We start from the raw sequence: 15,428 nt of genomic DNA, 5'->3' as shown, positions 1-15,428 counted from the left end.
CTCGCCACTCCGGGTGGGTTGCGTTGATAAGAGACGGCCGCCGCAGAGGGCCCTAATCAAACGTCGATGACGCTTGTTCCGCAGACTTGGAGAGTCCGAGTTTTTCAAATGCCGTGCGCAGTTCCGCCAGGGTGATCGGCTTGCAAAGAAAGTAATTCATGCCGCAGGCATACACCATTTCGCGGTGCTCTTCCATCGCGTGAGCGGTGAGAGCCACAATCGGAGTGGCTTCCAGATCGTGGTTCTTTTCGTAGTGACGGATGCGGCGCGTCGCTTCGAAACCGTCCATTTCGGGCATTTCGCAATCCATAAAAATTAAATCGTAGGGCTTGTCACTGTTCTGGCAATGCTCCCAGGCCTGGAGACCGTTTTCGACGATGTCAGGGGTTATGTGTAGCTTGCCCAGTAATCCCTTGATCACCATTTGGTTCACCGTGTTGTCTTCAGCCACCAGTATATGAAGGTTGGAGAAGTTGGACGTGACATTAGTTTCTTCAGTTTCCAGAGGGATCAGGCTTTTATGGCCGAGTAAATCCGCCAGCAGATCACGTAATTTTTTCGGGGATACCGGTTTGCGCATGACTTTTTGGATGTGTTTCTGCGACAAAATGTCGTGACTAAACGGGGTGTCAGAGGCGGTCAGTAAAAACATGTGGGCGGGATAATTGTCGAAACGGGTCAAAATATTGCCGGCCAGTTCAATGCCGTTCTGATCACTGAGCTGGTAATCCAGCGAGATAAAGTCAAAGTCCGGTTGCTGATGGTCGCGGCGCTGTTGAATGGTTTGCAGCGCTTCTGCCGCCGTGTGGGCCTGTTGTACATGCATGCCCCAGCTTTGCCCGTGATAGCCGAGGATTTCGCACAGGGGCAAATTGTCTTCCACGATTAACAGATGTTTGCCGGCCAGCGAGGGCACGACTCTGATGCTGCCATCTTCCGTCTCTGCGGCGAGATCAAAGCGGACGGTAAACCAAAATGTTGACCCCTCACCTTCCCTGCTGTGTACACCGACTTCGCCGCCCATCAATTCCGCCAGACGTTTGCAAATGGCCAGCCCCAATCCGGTACCGCCGTATTTGCGGGTGGTGGAGCCGTCCGCCTGGCTGAATGACTGAAACAGTTTTTGTTGGGCCTCATGGGAAATGCCAATACCGCTGTCGGTAATGGAAAAACGGATCACCGGGTGATCGAGGTCGGTTTCAGGCTCCCGTTGGGCTGTGATGCAGATGCAACCTTCATTGGTAAATTTGAACGCATTGCCAACCAGGTTGATCAGAATCTGTCGCAAACGGGTGGGGTCACCGACGACCTGGACAGGGGTGGTCGGAGTGACGCTGCCGACCAGCTCAATGTGACGTTTATTGGCGGTGGCGCCGAACAGTTGCACGCAATCTTCAATCAATTCTTCGAGGTTAAACGGCACGGTCTCAAGGTCCATTTTACCGGCTTCAATTTTGGAGTAATCGAGAATGTCGTTGATGATCGTCAGCAGAGTTTCCCCGGAGCGGTGGATGACATCCAGATAATGTTGTTGATTGTTGTTCAGTGGTGTATCGCGCAATAACTCCACCATGCCAATGACACCGTTCATCGGCGTGCGGATTTCGTGGCTCATGGTGGCCAGAAACTGACTCTTGGCTTTATTGGCTTGTTCAGCAGCAGCCTGCTCGCGGCGACTGATGAGTTTCTCTTCTTTCTCGGCCAGCAAAGCGGCTTCCATGCTGCGGCGTCTCTCAATATCTTCCAGCAGTGATTCGCGCATCTGGTTAATGGCCGAGACGACATTGTCGAGTTCGTCGGGGGCGGCATCGATGGGTTTGTTGCGTTTGAGCTTTAAGCCGATACCCAGTTTTTCCAGGTTCAGCTGACGGGCATAGGCCGCGATGGTGTCCATGTGCCGAGTCAACAGAAAGCGCACCAGCAGTAAAATAAACAGGCACACAATCAGCGTTGTGAAGCCCTGTACCAGGCCAATGTAACCGGCGCGAGACCAGAGCTTTTGATACACACGGTCGAGGCTGGCGACCACAATCAGAGTGCCGAGAGTTTGGTCGGGGCTGTTATCGGAGGCGTAAACCAGAGGGTATTCTTTCGTTAACACATTCTGTGTGGCTTTATCCATTTCATCGAGGCCCTGCTCGGTTTCAAGCGCGCTGGCCATCATGGCTTGTTCCTGGTTGTTCCAGTCGCGCCACACGACCGTGACCTGAACCACGTCTTCGACTTCCAGTACACTGCGAATTTGTACGTTCAATTGTTCTTCGTCAAACCCCCAGAGGCTTTTGGTGATGCTGGGGAGGGTGCTGATACGGACTTGATTGAGACGCTTTTCCAGTTCGGACACATCGTCGTGGTAGCTGTAATAAAGCTGCAGCAGGGTGCCGCCGAGGGCAAACAGGGAGCTGGTCAGCAGGATCAGCACCATCAATTTGGTGGCGATAGGGTTTCGACGTCGATAATCGCTTAAGTTAAACATCTTGGGGACTACCGTCGTTGCAGTTCAACATATTTTGTTTAACGAACGTCTTGTGAGTTAGCTCAGTGTAGCAGCGCCGGGGATTCCTTTCTTTGGGTAGCCGGGTATCCAAACCCGCTTTGGTTGTTTAAATCATACATGGCTCAGCCGCGAATAAACAAAAAAATGTCCGCTTGAGGAGATTTCCTGCAGGTGCGCCGCCGTTGTCACATAAAGGTGGCGAGCACTTCGTTCAGGTAGCGCTGGCCCAGCGCGGTAGTCGCCAGGCGCTGGTTGTCGTCCAGCAACAACTTCTGGTTGCGTAAGCTCTGCAGCATCGGATTGAGGATGTGCAGGGGTAAACCTGTGCGCGCCGGCCACAAATTGCTGTCAACCCCTTCGACCAGACGCAGCACATTCATCATAAACTCCAGCGGCAAGTCTTCCGCAGCGATCGCTTTCTGTTGCGCGGTGAAGGACTTGTTGGCATCGAGATAATGATCCGGCAAGCGGGTTTTGTTCAGCCGCAGGATGCGCTGTTGCCGGGGTTGGGTGATTTTACCATGGGCGCCAGCGCCCAACCCCAGGTAATCGCCAAAACGCCAATAGTTGAGGTTATGCCGCGATTGCCGGTTTGTCTGCGCATAGGCTGACACCTCATACTGTTGATAGCCGTGGGCACCAAGCAGGGTCTCCCCCGCCTGTTGGATATCGGCTAGGGCATCGTCCACCGGCAGGGTTGGGGGGCGGCTGTAAAATTCGGTGTTGGGCTCGATGGTTAATTGATACCAGGAGATGTGTTGCGGCCCGAGTTCGATGGCGGTGCGCAAATCCTGTTCGGCATCGATCGGAGTCTGTTGGGGTAAGCCGTGCATCAGATCCAGATTGATGTTGTCAAAACCGGCGCTGCGGGCCATGTCCACGGCCGACAAGGCCTCCCTGGCACCGTGAATACGCCCCAGTTGCTGCAGGTGCAATTCCGAAAAACTTTGAATGCCAATCGACAGGCGATTGATTCCTGCCGCCCGGTAGTCGCGAAATTTATCTTGTTCGAAAGTGCCCGGGTTGGCCTCCATGGTGATTTCGATATCGTTGGCAAAGCCAATGTGCTGCTCGGCGGCGTCGAGCAGGTCGCCAATGGCCGTCGGGCTGAACAGGCTTGGTGTGCCGCCACCGAGGAAAATACTGTGCAGCACTCTGCCCTGAACCAGTGGCAAGCTTTGTTGTAAGTCTTCCAGCACCGCTGCCACATACTCGGCTTCCGGCAGGCTATTGCCGGCCTTGTGTGAGTTGAAATCACAGTATGGGCATTTGCGAACGCACCAGGGGATATGAAGGTACAGCGACAGCGGCGGTAAAGAGTGTGTTGCCAGGGACAGTGGGGGTAATGGTTGCATGGAGATTCTTGGTGTGGTTCGCGAAAAGGCGGCGAAAAATAATTAATGAGTGTGCCCGTGACTAAAGACCATCACGGGCTCTACTCCCCGGCGGCGGTTAATGTCTGCAGCAGCAACTGCATGGCTTTGCCACGATGACTGAGGCTGTTTTTGTCGGCTTTGCTCAATTCGGCCGCACTGCAATCGCGCTCGGGCACATAAAATAGCGGGTCGTAGCCAAAGCCGCCCTCGCCGCTGATTTGGTGCTGGATCTGACCTTCCCAGCTGCCCTGACAAATGATCGGCGTCGGGTCTTCGGCGTGTCGCATGTAGACCAGTACACACTGAAACCGGGCACTGCGGTCTTTCTGGGTCAGCCCTTGCAGACTGTTGATGAGCTTGGCGTTATTGGCGCTATCGCGTTCGGCACCCTCCACTCCGGCAAAGCGCGAGGAATAAATACCGGGCTTACCCATCAGGGCGTCGACCTCCAGGCCGGAATCGTCAGCAATGGCGGGCAGCCCGGTTGCACGACAGGCGTGCCGGGCCTTGAGGATCGCGTTTTCGACAAAGCTCAGACCGGTTTCCTCGGCGTCACTGACGTTAAACTCCGACTGCGGCACCACTTCCAGACCACAGTCGGTCAACAGCGACTGAAATTCTTTCAACTTGCCAGCGTTGCCGCTGGCCAGCACGATGCGTTGCGTGTGTTCACTCATGGTTTACGTCTTTTCGTATACAATTGGTTTTGTCACAAGCCCGGGGCGTCAGTCACGATGATCGTCACTCGTCACTCGTCACTCGTCACTCGTCACTCGTCACTCGTCACTCGTCACTCGTCACTCGCTACTGTCTTCTATTCCGCATAGAGTTTTTTACTGAAACTCACCGGATAGGTTTTGCCCTTGTGCTTCACCTCAATGTTGAAGTGCAGTACTTCTTCGCTGCTCACCCGCAACGGGGCCAGATAATAGACCGCGTCTTGCTCACTAATTTCAATGAATTCCAGCTTTTTTTGCTGTTGCATGAGGTTGGTTACGCTACCGCTGACCTCAGCGGGCAGGCCGTTGGTATTGCCTTCCGTGTTACTTTTGATGAGGGCAACATTGACCAGTGACTGACCTTTGCCGCGGGTCAGGTTGTAGGTGCTGGCGACCTCCGGTGGAATAAAGCTGCTGTTGAATACGGTAAACAGCACCGTGTACTCACCGAAGCTCTGGTAAGGCCGGTTGTCGGCCTGGGTGGCTGAGGCGGTGAGGTACAAACTGACCAATAACAGCAGGGCGGTGAAGCCGCTGCGCTGAAACCGATGAAGGGCGTGCAGAAAGGTGGTCATGGGAGCCTCCGGGCAGATCAATACGGTTATAACCTATAACCCTGTTGTTAATAGAGTGTTAACACGTTATTAACAAGCTGTTAATAAGTTGTTAATACGTCGCTAACACATTGTTTTATCTGGGTTATTGAAACCTTGTCGTTAAAAATTTTGTTAGTTAAAGCCTTATTTTTAAAGCCTGGTATTTAACACTATGTCTTTAAAACTCTGGGTCTAAACCTCGTCTTTACAACCTGGTTCATGAGCTCAGGGTGTTCGGTCCCGTCACGGGGTAATCGTGGTGGTGTGCAACCCGATAATCCAGCGTGAAGCCTATCCTTACAGTGTAGTCGGTGGTTTGAGTCATTGGAGCCGCGGGTGAGTCCGGCTGCTCTGCTCAGGTTTTGGCAACCGGTGGGTTGCGAATACGTTGTTGCCGGGGGCCGTGTAGCCCGTTTATGGCACCTCAGCGTTGCTAGTTATTCAATTTCAGCGTTGCTTTTTAGTCAAATTCAGCGCTGCTTGCGCAGGTGGTAAATGGCGGTTTCACCAAACAGGTTCGGACGCAGATCCTTCAGCAGGCGGCTGAACGGACGCTCGGCCACCACCTGGCGCTGCAAAATATCGATATTCAGCTCCCGACACAGGAATTCAAAGTCCCGAAAGGTACAAAAGTGAATGTTGGGCGTGTCGTACCACTGATAAGGCAGCAGATCGGAAACCGGCATACGGCCGCTCACGCACAAGTGCCAGCGGGCTTTCCAGTGGCCAAAGTTGGGAAAGGTGACAATGCACTCTTTGCCCACGCGCAGCATCTCCTCCAGCACCTTATGGGGCGCGTGCATGGTCTGCAGGGCCTGGGTCATGATGACGCTGTCAAAGCTGTGGTCGGCAAAGTTGCTCAAGCCGCGGTCCAGGTTCTGGTCAATGACATTCAGGCCTTTGCCGATGCAGGTGGTGATCTGCTCCGGGTCGATTTCGAGCCCATAACCGGTGACCTGCTTGTGGTCGCGCAGGTTTTCCAGCAGGGTACCGTCGCCACAGCCCAGATCCAGGATGCGGCTGCGGGGCTGGATCCAGGCCTGAATCACATCGAGATCGATGCGCAAACCGCTGGGGTTGGCGCCCGTGGCTATGGCTGTCGAGGATAGGGTTTTTGCGTTGTTTATCTGGCTCATTGGTGAGTGCTTACTCCCTGCATGTACTCATTGAACAGGCGGTAATAGCGGTCAATGGGGAGTAAAAAGGCGTCGTGCCCATACTCCGATTCGACTTCGGCGTAGCTGACGGCTTTGTCGGCGCCGATCAGGGCTTCGACAATTTCCCGCGAACGCTCGGGGGCAAAGCGCCAGTCGGTGGTGAACGAGACCACCAAAAAGCGGCAGCTGGCGTGGGAGAAGGCCTGGATGGGGTCGTCATCGTATTCCCGGGCCAGGTCAAAGTAATCCAGTGCCCGCGTCATCAAGATGTAGGTATTGGCGTCGAAGCTCTCTGAAAACACATCACCCTGGTAGCGCAGGTAGCTCTCTACCTGAAACTCCACCGGTTCATCCTGGCCGCGCTGAAAACTGCCGGAGCGGATTTCCCGGCCAAATTTTTGCCCCATGCCGTCGCCGGATAAATAGGTGATGTGGCCAATCATGCGTGCCACCGCCAGGCCGTCTTTGGGGTAGGTGTCGGCCAGGGTGTAGTCACCGTCGTGAAACTTGGGGTCGGACATGATCGCCTGACGGGCGGTTTCGTTAAACGCGATGTTCTGGGTGGTCAGGTTCATGGCGGAGGCAATCACTACGCAGTGGCGCAGGCGATCCGGGTATTCCAGTGCCCAGCGCATGGCTTGCATGCCGCCAAGACTGCCGCCAATGACTGCGGCCCACTGCTCAATCCCCAGCCGGTCAGCCAGCCGGGCCTGGGAGTGAACCCAGTCGCGCACTCGCAGTTTGGGAAAGTCTTTGCCCCAGGGCTGTCCGGTTTGCGGGTTAATGGAACGTGGACCGGTGGAGCCGTGGCAGCCGCCCAGGTTGTTCAGCGACACCACAAAGAATCGGTTGGTGTCGATGGGTTTGCCGGGGCCGATGTAGCTGTCCCACCAGCCGGGCTTGCGATCCTCAACACGGTGGTAGCCGGCCGCATGGTGGTTGCCTGACAGGGCGTGACAGATCAGGACGCCGTTCGATTTCTCCGGGTTCAGGGTGCCGTAGGTCTCTATCACCAGTTCGTAAGACTCCAGCTCACGGCCACAGGCCAGCATCAACGGTTCGTCGAAGTGCAGGGTTTGCGGGGTGACCAATCCAACAGAATCTTTGGCAAAAGTCTCGGGCATAGCGTTTCCAGGCTTCCTGATAATGTGTGCCGTCAGGGCGTTGGCCGACGGTGTGTATATGAAGACGGTGTTTTTATGAGCAGTGCCTTTGCGGACAAAGCCTTAAAACCACAAGGTGTCTGATAATAGCGTGGGTCTGACTTTTTTGCCCGCCTAAGACGGTGCTGAGCCCACGGCTAGGATTCCGGTCGGATCCCCAGGGGCCTCGTCAGTGGTTGTGGCTGCAGACCAGCGGAGGCAAGTCTAAGGTTGAGCCGTGAGTCCTGCAAGGCCCCGCTGCAATTACTGCGTCGAAAGAGGGGGGAATGGGATAAATTTGCCCGTCAGCGGGAGATTCAGGGATTTATCCTGGATAAACCCGCTGGCTGAGGCCACTTTGAAGTGGGTTGCCCCGCTTGGCCCTTGACGCTGGTGGCGGGTGACTTATTCGGTGTTGTGAGCCCCGCTTTGATTTATACCGCTAGACCTTTGACTTGCAGCTACCGCGACAGCAGCGCAGCTCTGGTGGGGGCGGCCCGTGAGTTGTGTTTTTTGTAGGGCAACGTCTCACGGTTGAGGTCCATCTCATTGAGAATCCGATCCAGTCCCACCAGGGCGTATTCGTACTGGGCAATCAGGGTCTGCAGCTCCTGCAGGCGGTTTTCCTGCCCGGTCTGATGTTGATTCAGGTTGGTGATGCGCAGCATTTGCTGGTCGAGCAGACTTTTCTGATACTGGGTCTCGTGGCTGATCGGTGCCAGTGCTTCTTTGGCCCACAGGTTGATGTCAGCCTGCAGTGCGGTGTTCATGGACCGCACCTCCTGCACCAGGGAATTAATGAAGCGGCCAATGACGCGCTGTTTCGAATTGAAGATTGTGCCCAGCGAACGCCGGAACTGGCGCGCTTGCTGTTCCAGCTGTTGCAACCGCTGGCGGTGGACGCGCAGTTGAAAACCGTGTTGCTGGGCGGTTATCTGGCCATCGGTGTATTGAGTGCGCTGGTAGATGCCCAGCAGGAACTCGTTGGCGGTCTTGGCCTCGCGGTCAATGTTGTTGAATTTGTGCTGCAGCTGCTGAAAAAATTCATCAATGGCTTTCGCCAGTCCCACAAAGGACCAGCTTTTGACCATTTGCTGGTGGGTGCTGGTGATGAGCCCTTCGAGTTGAATCGCCGCCATTGGGGCGCGCAGCTGTTGCCCGCACTGATCGATCTGGCGCTGATAAGAGCGCAAATCCAGGTGTTGCCGATGGTATTGTTGATGGCGCTGGCGCACGTTGGAGCGCAGTTGCCTGATTTGAGCTTGCAGTTCGGTCGGGTTGCTGAGCTGCTTCTGCAGGCGCTCCAGTTCCTGGTCCGATTGGAACAGCTGAGCTTGCAGTTGGCCGCGAGTGGCTTGCATCATCTGCACAGCGTCGGTGATGGCGCGCTGTTGAGCCACGAATTGCTGGCTTTGGATCAATTGTTGCGTCAGTAACAGTTCCAGTCGCGGCAGGTTGCTGCGCTGCAGCAATTCGTCATCCTGTTGGGCGCGGGCCAGCAAGCCCTGCTTGGCGGAAATGGCCAGTACCTGCTCCATGGGCTGAGCCAGCATGCGAGCCGTGGCTTCACGAACCTGGTGAATGCTCTGCTCAGTCTGCTCCGGGTCGCCCAGGTCATTCCACAGGGTGTCTACCTTGTTCAGCAGAGTGATGGTGCTGCCGTGTTGTTGCGTCGCACGCAAACCCTGCAGGTGGTCCTGCCAAATGGTGATGTCGCTGTAACTGAGGCCGGCGTCGGCGGCCAGCAAAAAAATCACCGCGTTGGCCTGTTGCAAGGTGCTGAGGGTCAGTTCGGGTTCGTTGCCGAGGGCGTTTAGTCCGGGGGTGTCGAGAATTCGCAGCCCGTGCCTTAGCAGCGGGTGATCCAGATTGATCAGGGCATGACGCCAGCGTGGCACCGCCAGCAGGCCGTCGGTCGAAGGGCTGAGTTGTTGGGGATCAAACCCCATGGCCCGGGCATCACTGGCGTCCACTCGTTTAATCTGGGAAATGGTGCTCATGGCCCGATCCACCGACTCCGGGTCCGCCGGGTTGAATTGCAGTTTTATCCAGTTTTTGGGGATGCGTTTAAAATTGTTCAGGCTGGTGGTGGTGCGACGGGTTTCGATGGGCAGCAGGTGAACTGACCCCGGCTCGCTTTGGGGATCGTAAAAGATTTCCGTCGGACACATGGTGGTGCGACCCGGTGTCGAGGGCAGCAGGCGTTTGCCGTATTCTGAAAACAGCAGCGCATTGATCAATTCGGTTTTGCCGCGTGAAAACTCCCCCACACAGGCTACCGTAAAGGTGTCGTTGTCGAGCAGTGCCTGGGCTTGTTGCAAGCAGTGTCGCGCCGTAGGGCTGGGAAAGCTGTGGTCTTCAAACCACTGCTGACTGTGCTGCAAGTGTTGGCTCAACGTGGTTTTCCACTGAGCAAAGGTCGCCATTTGGCGATAAAAGGATGTTAGATCCATGCGTTGTAAAACCTTAGGGCTATTCGAATCGTCAGACCTGTCTGACTGTTGCAGTGTCTCTGGCTCGAACAGGCGGCCCGATTGTTATTGTTGTATGACACACAGTGTATTTTTATGTTTTTACAGTGTGCAATTCGGCGCCAGCACATTAAAACCGAATTACGCCCGGCATGGAAGTTAGAAAGCGGATGTTTGTATGTTTATCCTTTTCTATGGACGATCCCGGCGGGACATGGCGGTGAAAATGTACACGCCTGGCTTGCAAATTGATCGACAGCGCGTTCGCATTGAGCGTGGCCTGGCCGTTGCTGGGAGTGAACGTCCATGAAGGACGGGAAGGGACACGCTTGAGAGGGACACGCTTGAGAGAGACACGGTTAAGGCGTTCGGGGCGGCGGCTGCAGGCCTCAACCGCCGGAGGCTTCGAGGGTGGAACGCCAGCCCGCATTACCGCCTGGGTGGTGCGGGCCTTTAGCTGTTGGGGTTCGTGAAAACTGGCATACGCTGATCACGAACAGATTATATGCCCATCACCAACTGGCTCACGGCACCGCTCATGCCGGCAGAGGCGGCGAGGTGTTTGATCAGCACCTGAACCACATTCAACGCCAGAAAGGCAAAAATCGGTGAGATATCGATGCCGCCCATGTCCGGTAGCAGTTTGCGGAAGGGGGCCATCACCGGTTCCACCAGCTGACGAACCAGCATCAGCGCCGGGTTGCTGCTGTGTGGTGCCACCCAGCTGGTGATCACCATGATCAGCAGGCCCCAAAAGAAAATATTGGCCGTCAGTGCCAGTATGCCAATCGCTGACCACATCACCGCGTAGAGTGGATTGATCAGGCCATAGCCGAGGATCAGGGCGCTCAGTTCAAGGATGACAAACTGCACCAACAGAGCCAGCAACAGGGCGGCCAAATCCAGCCCCATGACCCCGGGAACGATCCGGCGCAGGGGGATCAGCAGCGGGTTAGTGGCTTTGACAATAAACTGCGAGATCGGGTTGTAGAAATCCGCCCGCGCCAGTTGCAGTAAAAAACGCAACATGACGACCAGCAGATACAGTGATCCCAGGGTTTGTACGATCAAGGTGCCGATTTCCTGCATTGGCGCCATGGTGTTCTCCTTTTTAATGAGTGGCAGTCGCTGGACGCGAACAACTGGTAAATCAACGTCAGTGCCCGGGCCGGCACGGGCGTTTGTCAGGCTCCCAGTTCTTTGGCCATTTCCTTTGAGCGCTCGGCACAGGTTTGCATCGCCCGGGCAACGATTTCACGCAGGTTATCGTTTTCAAACGACTGGATGGCTTTTTCGGTGGTGCCGTTGGGCGAGCTCACCCGGCGGCGTAATTCCACCACATCCACATCGCTGTCCTGTGCCAGTTTAGCGGCCCCCAGGGCAGTTTGCAGGGTGAGTTGGGTGGCGTTTTCACGGCTTAAGCCCTGCGCGACACCGGCGTCAATCATGGCTTCCATCATCAGGAAGTAATAGGCCGGTCCGCTGCCGGATACCGCAATGACAGAGTCAATCAGGTCTTCAGAAGCGGTCCACTGAACAATGCCCACGGCTTCCATGATGTCGTTGGCAATGGCCTTTTGAGCGTCGCTGGTGCGCTCATTGGCGTACAGGCCGCTGGCGCCGGTTTGTACCAGCGCCGGAGTGTTGGGCATGCAGCGCACAATCGCCAGGTCGTTACCCAGCCAGGTATCCAGGCTGCGAATATCAATGCCGGCGGCAATGGAGATGATCATGGGCTTGTGGGCCAGGTGAGGCTTCAGGGCGGTACACACCTGCTCCATCACCTGGGGTTTTACGGCCAGCACAATCACATTCGAGCGCACCGCAGCGGCGGCATTGTCTGCTGTGGTGACGACGGGAAAGCTGTCAGCCACTTTGTCCAATGTGGGCTGGTGGGTATCGGTGGCGGTTATCTGTCCGGCCGAATAGCCCTTTTTGACGAGTCCGCCAATGATGCTGCTGGCCATGTTGCCAGCGCCGATAAACGTAATTTTTGTCTGACTCACTGCGTCTTCCTGTTGTCTATGTCTGTACAGCTATTATGAAGGTATAGCTATGAATGTGTTGCCAGGCCCGCCGCCGGCGGGCTGGCGATGTTTGTTTTCCAGTTTCTAGCCCCTAGCCACTAGCCACTCGCTACTGGCTTTTAACGCTTGCCAAAAATGTCCGTGCCCACCCGCACCATCGTCGAACCCGCCGCAATGGCCGCTTCCAGATCGCCGGACATGCCCATTGAGAGGGTGTCCAGCTGGGGGTGCAGCGCGTGTATCCGGGGCGAAGCCTGCAGCTCTTGCAGTGTTTCCGCCAGCGGTAACAGCGCCTGGCGCTGCTGTTCGACATTGTCCCGTGGCGCCGGTATGGCCATAAAGCCCCGCACACAGATATGGGGCAGATTCACCAGGCTTTCAAGCAAATCCGGCAGTTCGCTCAGTAAAACCCCGGATTTAGTGGGTTCGTTGTCCACATTGACTTGCAGGCACACGTTGAGGGGCGGCAAGTGGGCCGGACGCTGGTCGTTCAGGCGGGTGGCGATTTTGACACGATCCACACTGTGAACCCAGTCAAAGTTTTCGGCAATGGCGCGGGTTTTGTTCGACTGGATGGGGCCAATAAAGTGCCAAACGATGGCTAAATCCTTAAGCTGTTGTTGTTTGTCCAGGGCTTCCTGCAAGTAGTTCTCGCCGAAGTCCCGCTGGCCTGCGTCAAAGGCGAGCCGCACGTCTGCGGCGGGCTTGGTTTTACTGACGGCGAGTAATAGGGCGCCATCCGGTTTGCGTCCACTGTCTTCCAGCGCCTTCGAGATGCGATGGTGGACAAGTGCTAGTTGGTCATGAATGTTCGGCATATACTTGGTACATTATGAGTCTGGGTGGGACTAAAGTCTGATTTTCTTGGCACCTTGTCGGGTGCAATTTCACAGATTTTGGCTGCAAATAAGTATTAAATTAAGGTTGTTTATGGATATTACCGAACTTTTGGCGTTCAGTGCCAAGCAGGGCGCTTCGGATTTACACCTGTCGGCGGGGTTGCCGCCGATGATCCGGGTAGACGGCGATGTGCGCCGTATCAACCTGCCCGCGATGGAGCACAAGCAGGTACATAGTCTGATCTACGAGATTATGAATGACAAGCAACGCAAGGATTTTGAGGAATTTCTGGAAACGGATTTCTCTTTTGAGGTGCCGGGTGTGGCGCGCTTCCGGGTCAACGCCTTTAACCAGAACCGCGGTGCCGGTGCGGTGTTCCGGACCATTCCGTCGAAGGTATTGACCATGGAAGAGCTGGGCATGGGCTCGGTGTTTCGGGATATCTGTGCCGTGCCCCGGGGGCTGGTGCTGGTCACGGGACCCACAGGGAGTGGTAAATCCACCACCCTGGCGGCCATGATGGACTACATCAACGACAACAAGTACGAGCACATTCTCACCATTGAAGACCCGATCGAATTCGTGCACGAATCCAAAAAATGTCTGGTCAACCAGCGGGAAGTCCACCGCGATACCCACGGTTTCTCGGAAGCCTTGCGGTCAGCGTTGCGGGAAGATCCGGATATCATTCTGGTGGGTGAGATGCGGGATCTGGAAACCATTCGCCTGGCGTTGACCGCGGCGGAAACCGGTCACCTGGTGTTTGGTACCCTGCACACCACCTCCGCGGCGAAAACCATTGACCGAATTGTGGATGTGTTCCCGGCCAACGAAAAATCCATGGTGCGGTCGATGCTGTCGGAATCCCTGCAGGCGGTTATTTCCCAGACGCTGATGAAGAAAAACGGCGGTGGCCGGGTCGCGGCTCACGAAATTATGCGCGGAACGTCAGCCATCCGTAACCTCATCCGTGAAGATAAGGTGGCGCAAATGTACTCTGCCATTCAGACCGGTGCCTCGCTGGGCATGCAGACCATGGATCAATGCCTGGCCGACCTGGTGGCGCGACGCGTCATCAGCCGCGACGTGGCCCGTGAAAAAGCCAAGATGCCGGACAACTTTTAATCGCGGCCTTCACCTCCGGGCTTGAGTGGCGCCCGGAGGCAGAGGGGGCGGCGACTTGCCTGGGGGGCAGGCGTTGCACCGACGATTGAACCCGTCAGTTGAGCTGCCCGCAGAGGCGCTGAAAACAATCGGTGACGGTATGTCACACAGTCCGTAACGGCACATCACAAAATAGGAAGACACAATGGATTTTGAACGCCTGCTGGCCCTGATGGTAGAGAAGGGTGCCTCTGACTTGTTTATTACTGCGGGCGTACCACCGTCCATGAAGCTTAACGGCCGTGTTGTTCCTGTGACCAGCACACCACTGACCCCGGAAAAGGCTCGTGAGACCGTGCTGTCGGTGATGAATGAAAAGCAGCGCAAAGAGTTTCTGGACAGCAAGGAGCTGAACTTTGCGGTGAGTGCGCGGGGCATTGGCCGTTTCCGCTGCAGTGCGTTTTACCAGCGCAACCTGGCCGGGATGGTGCTGCGTCGGATTGAAACCAACATTCCCAAAATTGATGACCTGGGCCTGCCGGAAATCATTAAAGAGCTGGCCATGACCAAGCGTGGCCTGATCATTTTTGTCGGCGCCACCGGCACCGGTAAGTCCACCTCGCTGGCGGCCATGATCGGCCATCGCAACCGCAATTCCAAAGGCCACATCATTTCCATCGAAGACCCGATTGAATTCATTCACCAGCACCAGGGGTGTATTGTCACCCAGCGGGAAGTGGGGATCGATACCGACTCGTTTGAAGTGGCCCTGAAAAACACCCTGCGCCAGGCGCCGGATGTGATCTTGATTGGTGAGGTGCGCTCGCGGGAAACCATGGAACACGCCATTGCCTTTGCGGAAACCGGGCACCTGTGTCTGTGTACCCTGCACGCCAACAACGCCAACCAGGCGCTGGACCGGATCATTCACTTCTTCCCGGCGGATCGTCACCGCCAGTTGTGGATGGACTTGTCGCTGAATCTGAAAGGCATCGTCGCCCAGCAGCTGATCCCGACCCCGGACGGCAATGGTCGCCGCGCCTGTCTGGAAGTGTTGCTGAATACGCCGCTGGCCGCGGACCTGATTCGCAAGGGCGATGTGGTCGAGCTCAAAGCACTGATGACCAAGTCCTCCGAACTGGGCATGCAGACCTTCGACCAGGCCCTGTTCGAACTCTACGATCAGGGGGAAATCACCTACGAAGACGCCTTGTCTTACGCCGATTCACCGAACGACCTGCGCCTGATGATCAAGCTGGCCTCGGAAACGGATTCGTCCTACCTGTCCAACGCAGCGGATGAACTGACCATTCAGCAGGACGACGACGACCGGTCACGGTTGTTTTAAGGGCAGAGGTTAGAGACGAGAAGCTAGTGGCTAGATGTAGAGTTCAGATACGTTGTTCACTACAGCCAGTCTGCTGATGGGTGGTTTATTACCTAAACTACCGTGAGGTCTTACCAGATTAAACCACTTCAAATAGCACGGTAGCCAGCTA

Annotated in this window: 13 protein-coding genes; 3 read left to right on the top strand and 10 right to left on the bottom strand. The window is 55.8% G+C overall.

The features are described from left to right. Positions 1 to 52: 52 nt before the first annotated feature. The 7 genes from G8770_RS20135 to G8770_RS20105 form a co-directional block, all read right to left on the bottom strand. Positions 53 to 2,476 (bottom strand): hybrid sensor histidine kinase/response regulator, encoded by a 2,424-nt coding sequence (locus G8770_RS20135; protein ID WP_167191308.1) that lies wholly within the window; start codon positions 2,474 to 2,476, stop codon positions 53 to 55. Between the two features lie 206 nt (positions 2,477 to 2,682). Further along, positions 2,683 to 3,852, bottom strand: a complete 1,170-nt coding sequence (gene hemW, locus G8770_RS20130) for a radical SAM family heme chaperone HemW (RefSeq protein ID WP_167191307.1) — start codon at positions 3,850 to 3,852, stop codon at positions 2,683 to 2,685. An 80-nt stretch (positions 3,853 to 3,932) separates the two neighbouring features. Continuing rightward, the gene (gene rdgB, locus G8770_RS20125) at positions 3,933 to 4,550 is read right to left on the bottom strand and encodes an RdgB/HAM1 family non-canonical purine NTP pyrophosphatase (RefSeq protein WP_167191305.1); all 618 of its coding nucleotides are present in this window, start codon (positions 4,548 to 4,550) and stop codon (positions 3,933 to 3,935) included. 137 nt (positions 4,551 to 4,687) lie between these two features. Further along, entirely contained in the window at positions 4,688 to 5,167 is a 480-nt protein-coding gene (locus tag G8770_RS20120) for a DUF4426 domain-containing protein (protein WP_167191303.1), read from the bottom strand. Positions 5,168 to 5,658: 491 nt separating this feature from the next. Next, the gene (metW, locus tag G8770_RS20115; protein ID WP_167191414.1) at positions 5,659 to 6,255 is read right to left on the bottom strand and encodes a methionine biosynthesis protein MetW; all 597 of its coding nucleotides are present in this window, start codon (positions 6,253 to 6,255) and stop codon (positions 5,659 to 5,661) included. 65 nt (positions 6,256 to 6,320) lie between these two features. Beyond that, entirely contained in the window at positions 6,321 to 7,469 is a 1,149-nt protein-coding gene (metX, locus tag G8770_RS20110; RefSeq protein ID WP_167191301.1) for a homoserine O-succinyltransferase MetX, read from the bottom strand. A gap of 479 nt (positions 7,470 to 7,948) precedes the next feature. Beyond that, positions 7,949 to 9,940: a dynamin family protein gene (locus G8770_RS20105; protein ID WP_167191299.1), complete on the bottom strand. Its 1,992-nt coding sequence runs from the start codon at positions 9,938 to 9,940 to the stop codon at positions 7,949 to 7,951. Positions 9,941 to 10,136: 196 nt separating this feature from the next. On the opposite strand from G8770_RS20105, the gene G8770_RS24460 reads away from it, so the two are divergent. After that, entirely contained in the window at positions 10,137 to 10,268 is a 132-nt protein-coding gene (locus tag G8770_RS24460) for a hypothetical protein (RefSeq protein WP_279537202.1), read from the top strand. Positions 10,269 to 10,459: 191 nt separating this feature from the next. On the opposite strand, the gene G8770_RS20100 is transcribed toward G8770_RS24460, so the two are convergent. The 3 genes from G8770_RS20100 to G8770_RS20090 form a co-directional block, all read right to left on the bottom strand. Then, on the bottom strand, positions 10,460 to 11,056 hold the full coding sequence (locus G8770_RS20100; protein ID WP_167191297.1) for a YggT family protein: 597 nt from the start codon (positions 11,054 to 11,056) through the stop codon (positions 10,460 to 10,462). An 86-nt stretch (positions 11,057 to 11,142) separates the two neighbouring features. After that, the gene (gene proC / locus G8770_RS20095) at positions 11,143 to 11,964 is read right to left on the bottom strand and encodes a pyrroline-5-carboxylate reductase (RefSeq protein WP_167191295.1); all 822 of its coding nucleotides are present in this window, start codon (positions 11,962 to 11,964) and stop codon (positions 11,143 to 11,145) included. Between the two features lie 140 nt (positions 11,965 to 12,104). Next, on the bottom strand, positions 12,105 to 12,803 hold the full coding sequence (locus tag G8770_RS20090) for a YggS family pyridoxal phosphate-dependent enzyme (protein WP_167191293.1): 699 nt from the start codon (positions 12,801 to 12,803) through the stop codon (positions 12,105 to 12,107). 112 nt (positions 12,804 to 12,915) lie between these two features. On the opposite strand from G8770_RS20090, the gene G8770_RS20085 reads away from it, so the two are divergent. After that, positions 12,916 to 13,950: a type IV pilus twitching motility protein PilT gene (locus tag G8770_RS20085; protein WP_167191291.1), complete on the top strand. Its 1,035-nt coding sequence runs from the start codon at positions 12,916 to 12,918 to the stop codon at positions 13,948 to 13,950. Between the two features lie 184 nt (positions 13,951 to 14,134). Next, positions 14,135 to 15,277 (top strand): PilT/PilU family type 4a pilus ATPase, encoded by a 1,143-nt coding sequence (locus G8770_RS20080; RefSeq protein WP_167191289.1) that lies wholly within the window; start codon positions 14,135 to 14,137, stop codon positions 15,275 to 15,277. The last annotated feature ends 151 nt before the right edge of the window (positions 15,278 to 15,428 follow it).

It is taken from the genome of Pseudomaricurvus hydrocarbonicus, from assembly GCF_011602365.1.
Taxonomy (GTDB): Bacteria; Pseudomonadota; Gammaproteobacteria; order Pseudomonadales; family Cellvibrionaceae; genus Pseudomaricurvus; species Pseudomaricurvus hydrocarbonicus.
The sequence above is the reverse complement of the archived record's forward strand: the minus strand, read 5'-3'. Positions and strand labels throughout refer to the sequence as shown.

What these genes read in the sequence shown, in the direction of transcription:
- G8770_RS20135 (WP_167191308.1), bottom strand. Translation starts at nt 2,476, where the DNA reads ATGTTTAACTTAAGCGATTATCGACGTCGAAACCCTATCGCCACCAAA.
- hemW (WP_167191307.1), bottom strand. Translation starts at nt 3,852, where the DNA reads ATGCAACCATTACCCCCACTGTCCCTGGCAACACACTCTTTACCGCCG.
- rdgB (WP_167191305.1), bottom strand. Translation starts at nt 4,550, where the DNA reads ATGAGTGAACACACGCAACGCATCGTGCTGGCCAGCGGCAACGCTGGC.
- G8770_RS20120 (WP_167191303.1), bottom strand. Translation starts at nt 5,167, where the DNA reads ATGACCACCTTTCTGCACGCCCTTCATCGGTTTCAGCGCAGCGGCTTC.
- metX (WP_167191301.1), bottom strand. Translation starts at nt 7,469, where the DNA reads ATGCCCGAGACTTTTGCCAAAGATTCTGTTGGATTGGTCACCCCGCAA.
- G8770_RS20105 (WP_167191299.1), bottom strand. Translation starts at nt 9,940, where the DNA reads ATGGATCTAACATCCTTTTATCGCCAAATGGCGACCTTTGCTCAGTGG.
- G8770_RS24460 (WP_279537202.1), top strand. Translation starts at nt 10,137, where the DNA reads ATGTTTATCCTTTTCTATGGACGATCCCGGCGGGACATGGCGGTGAAA.
- G8770_RS20100 (WP_167191297.1), bottom strand. Translation starts at nt 11,056, where the DNA reads ATGGCGCCAATGCAGGAAATCGGCACCTTGATCGTACAAACCCTGGGA.
- G8770_RS20090 (WP_167191293.1), bottom strand. Translation starts at nt 12,803, where the DNA reads ATGCCGAACATTCATGACCAACTAGCACTTGTCCACCATCGCATCTCG.
- G8770_RS20085 (WP_167191291.1), top strand. Translation starts at nt 12,916, where the DNA reads ATGGATATTACCGAACTTTTGGCGTTCAGTGCCAAGCAGGGCGCTTCG.
- G8770_RS20080 (WP_167191289.1), top strand. Translation starts at nt 14,135, where the DNA reads ATGGATTTTGAACGCCTGCTGGCCCTGATGGTAGAGAAGGGTGCCTCT.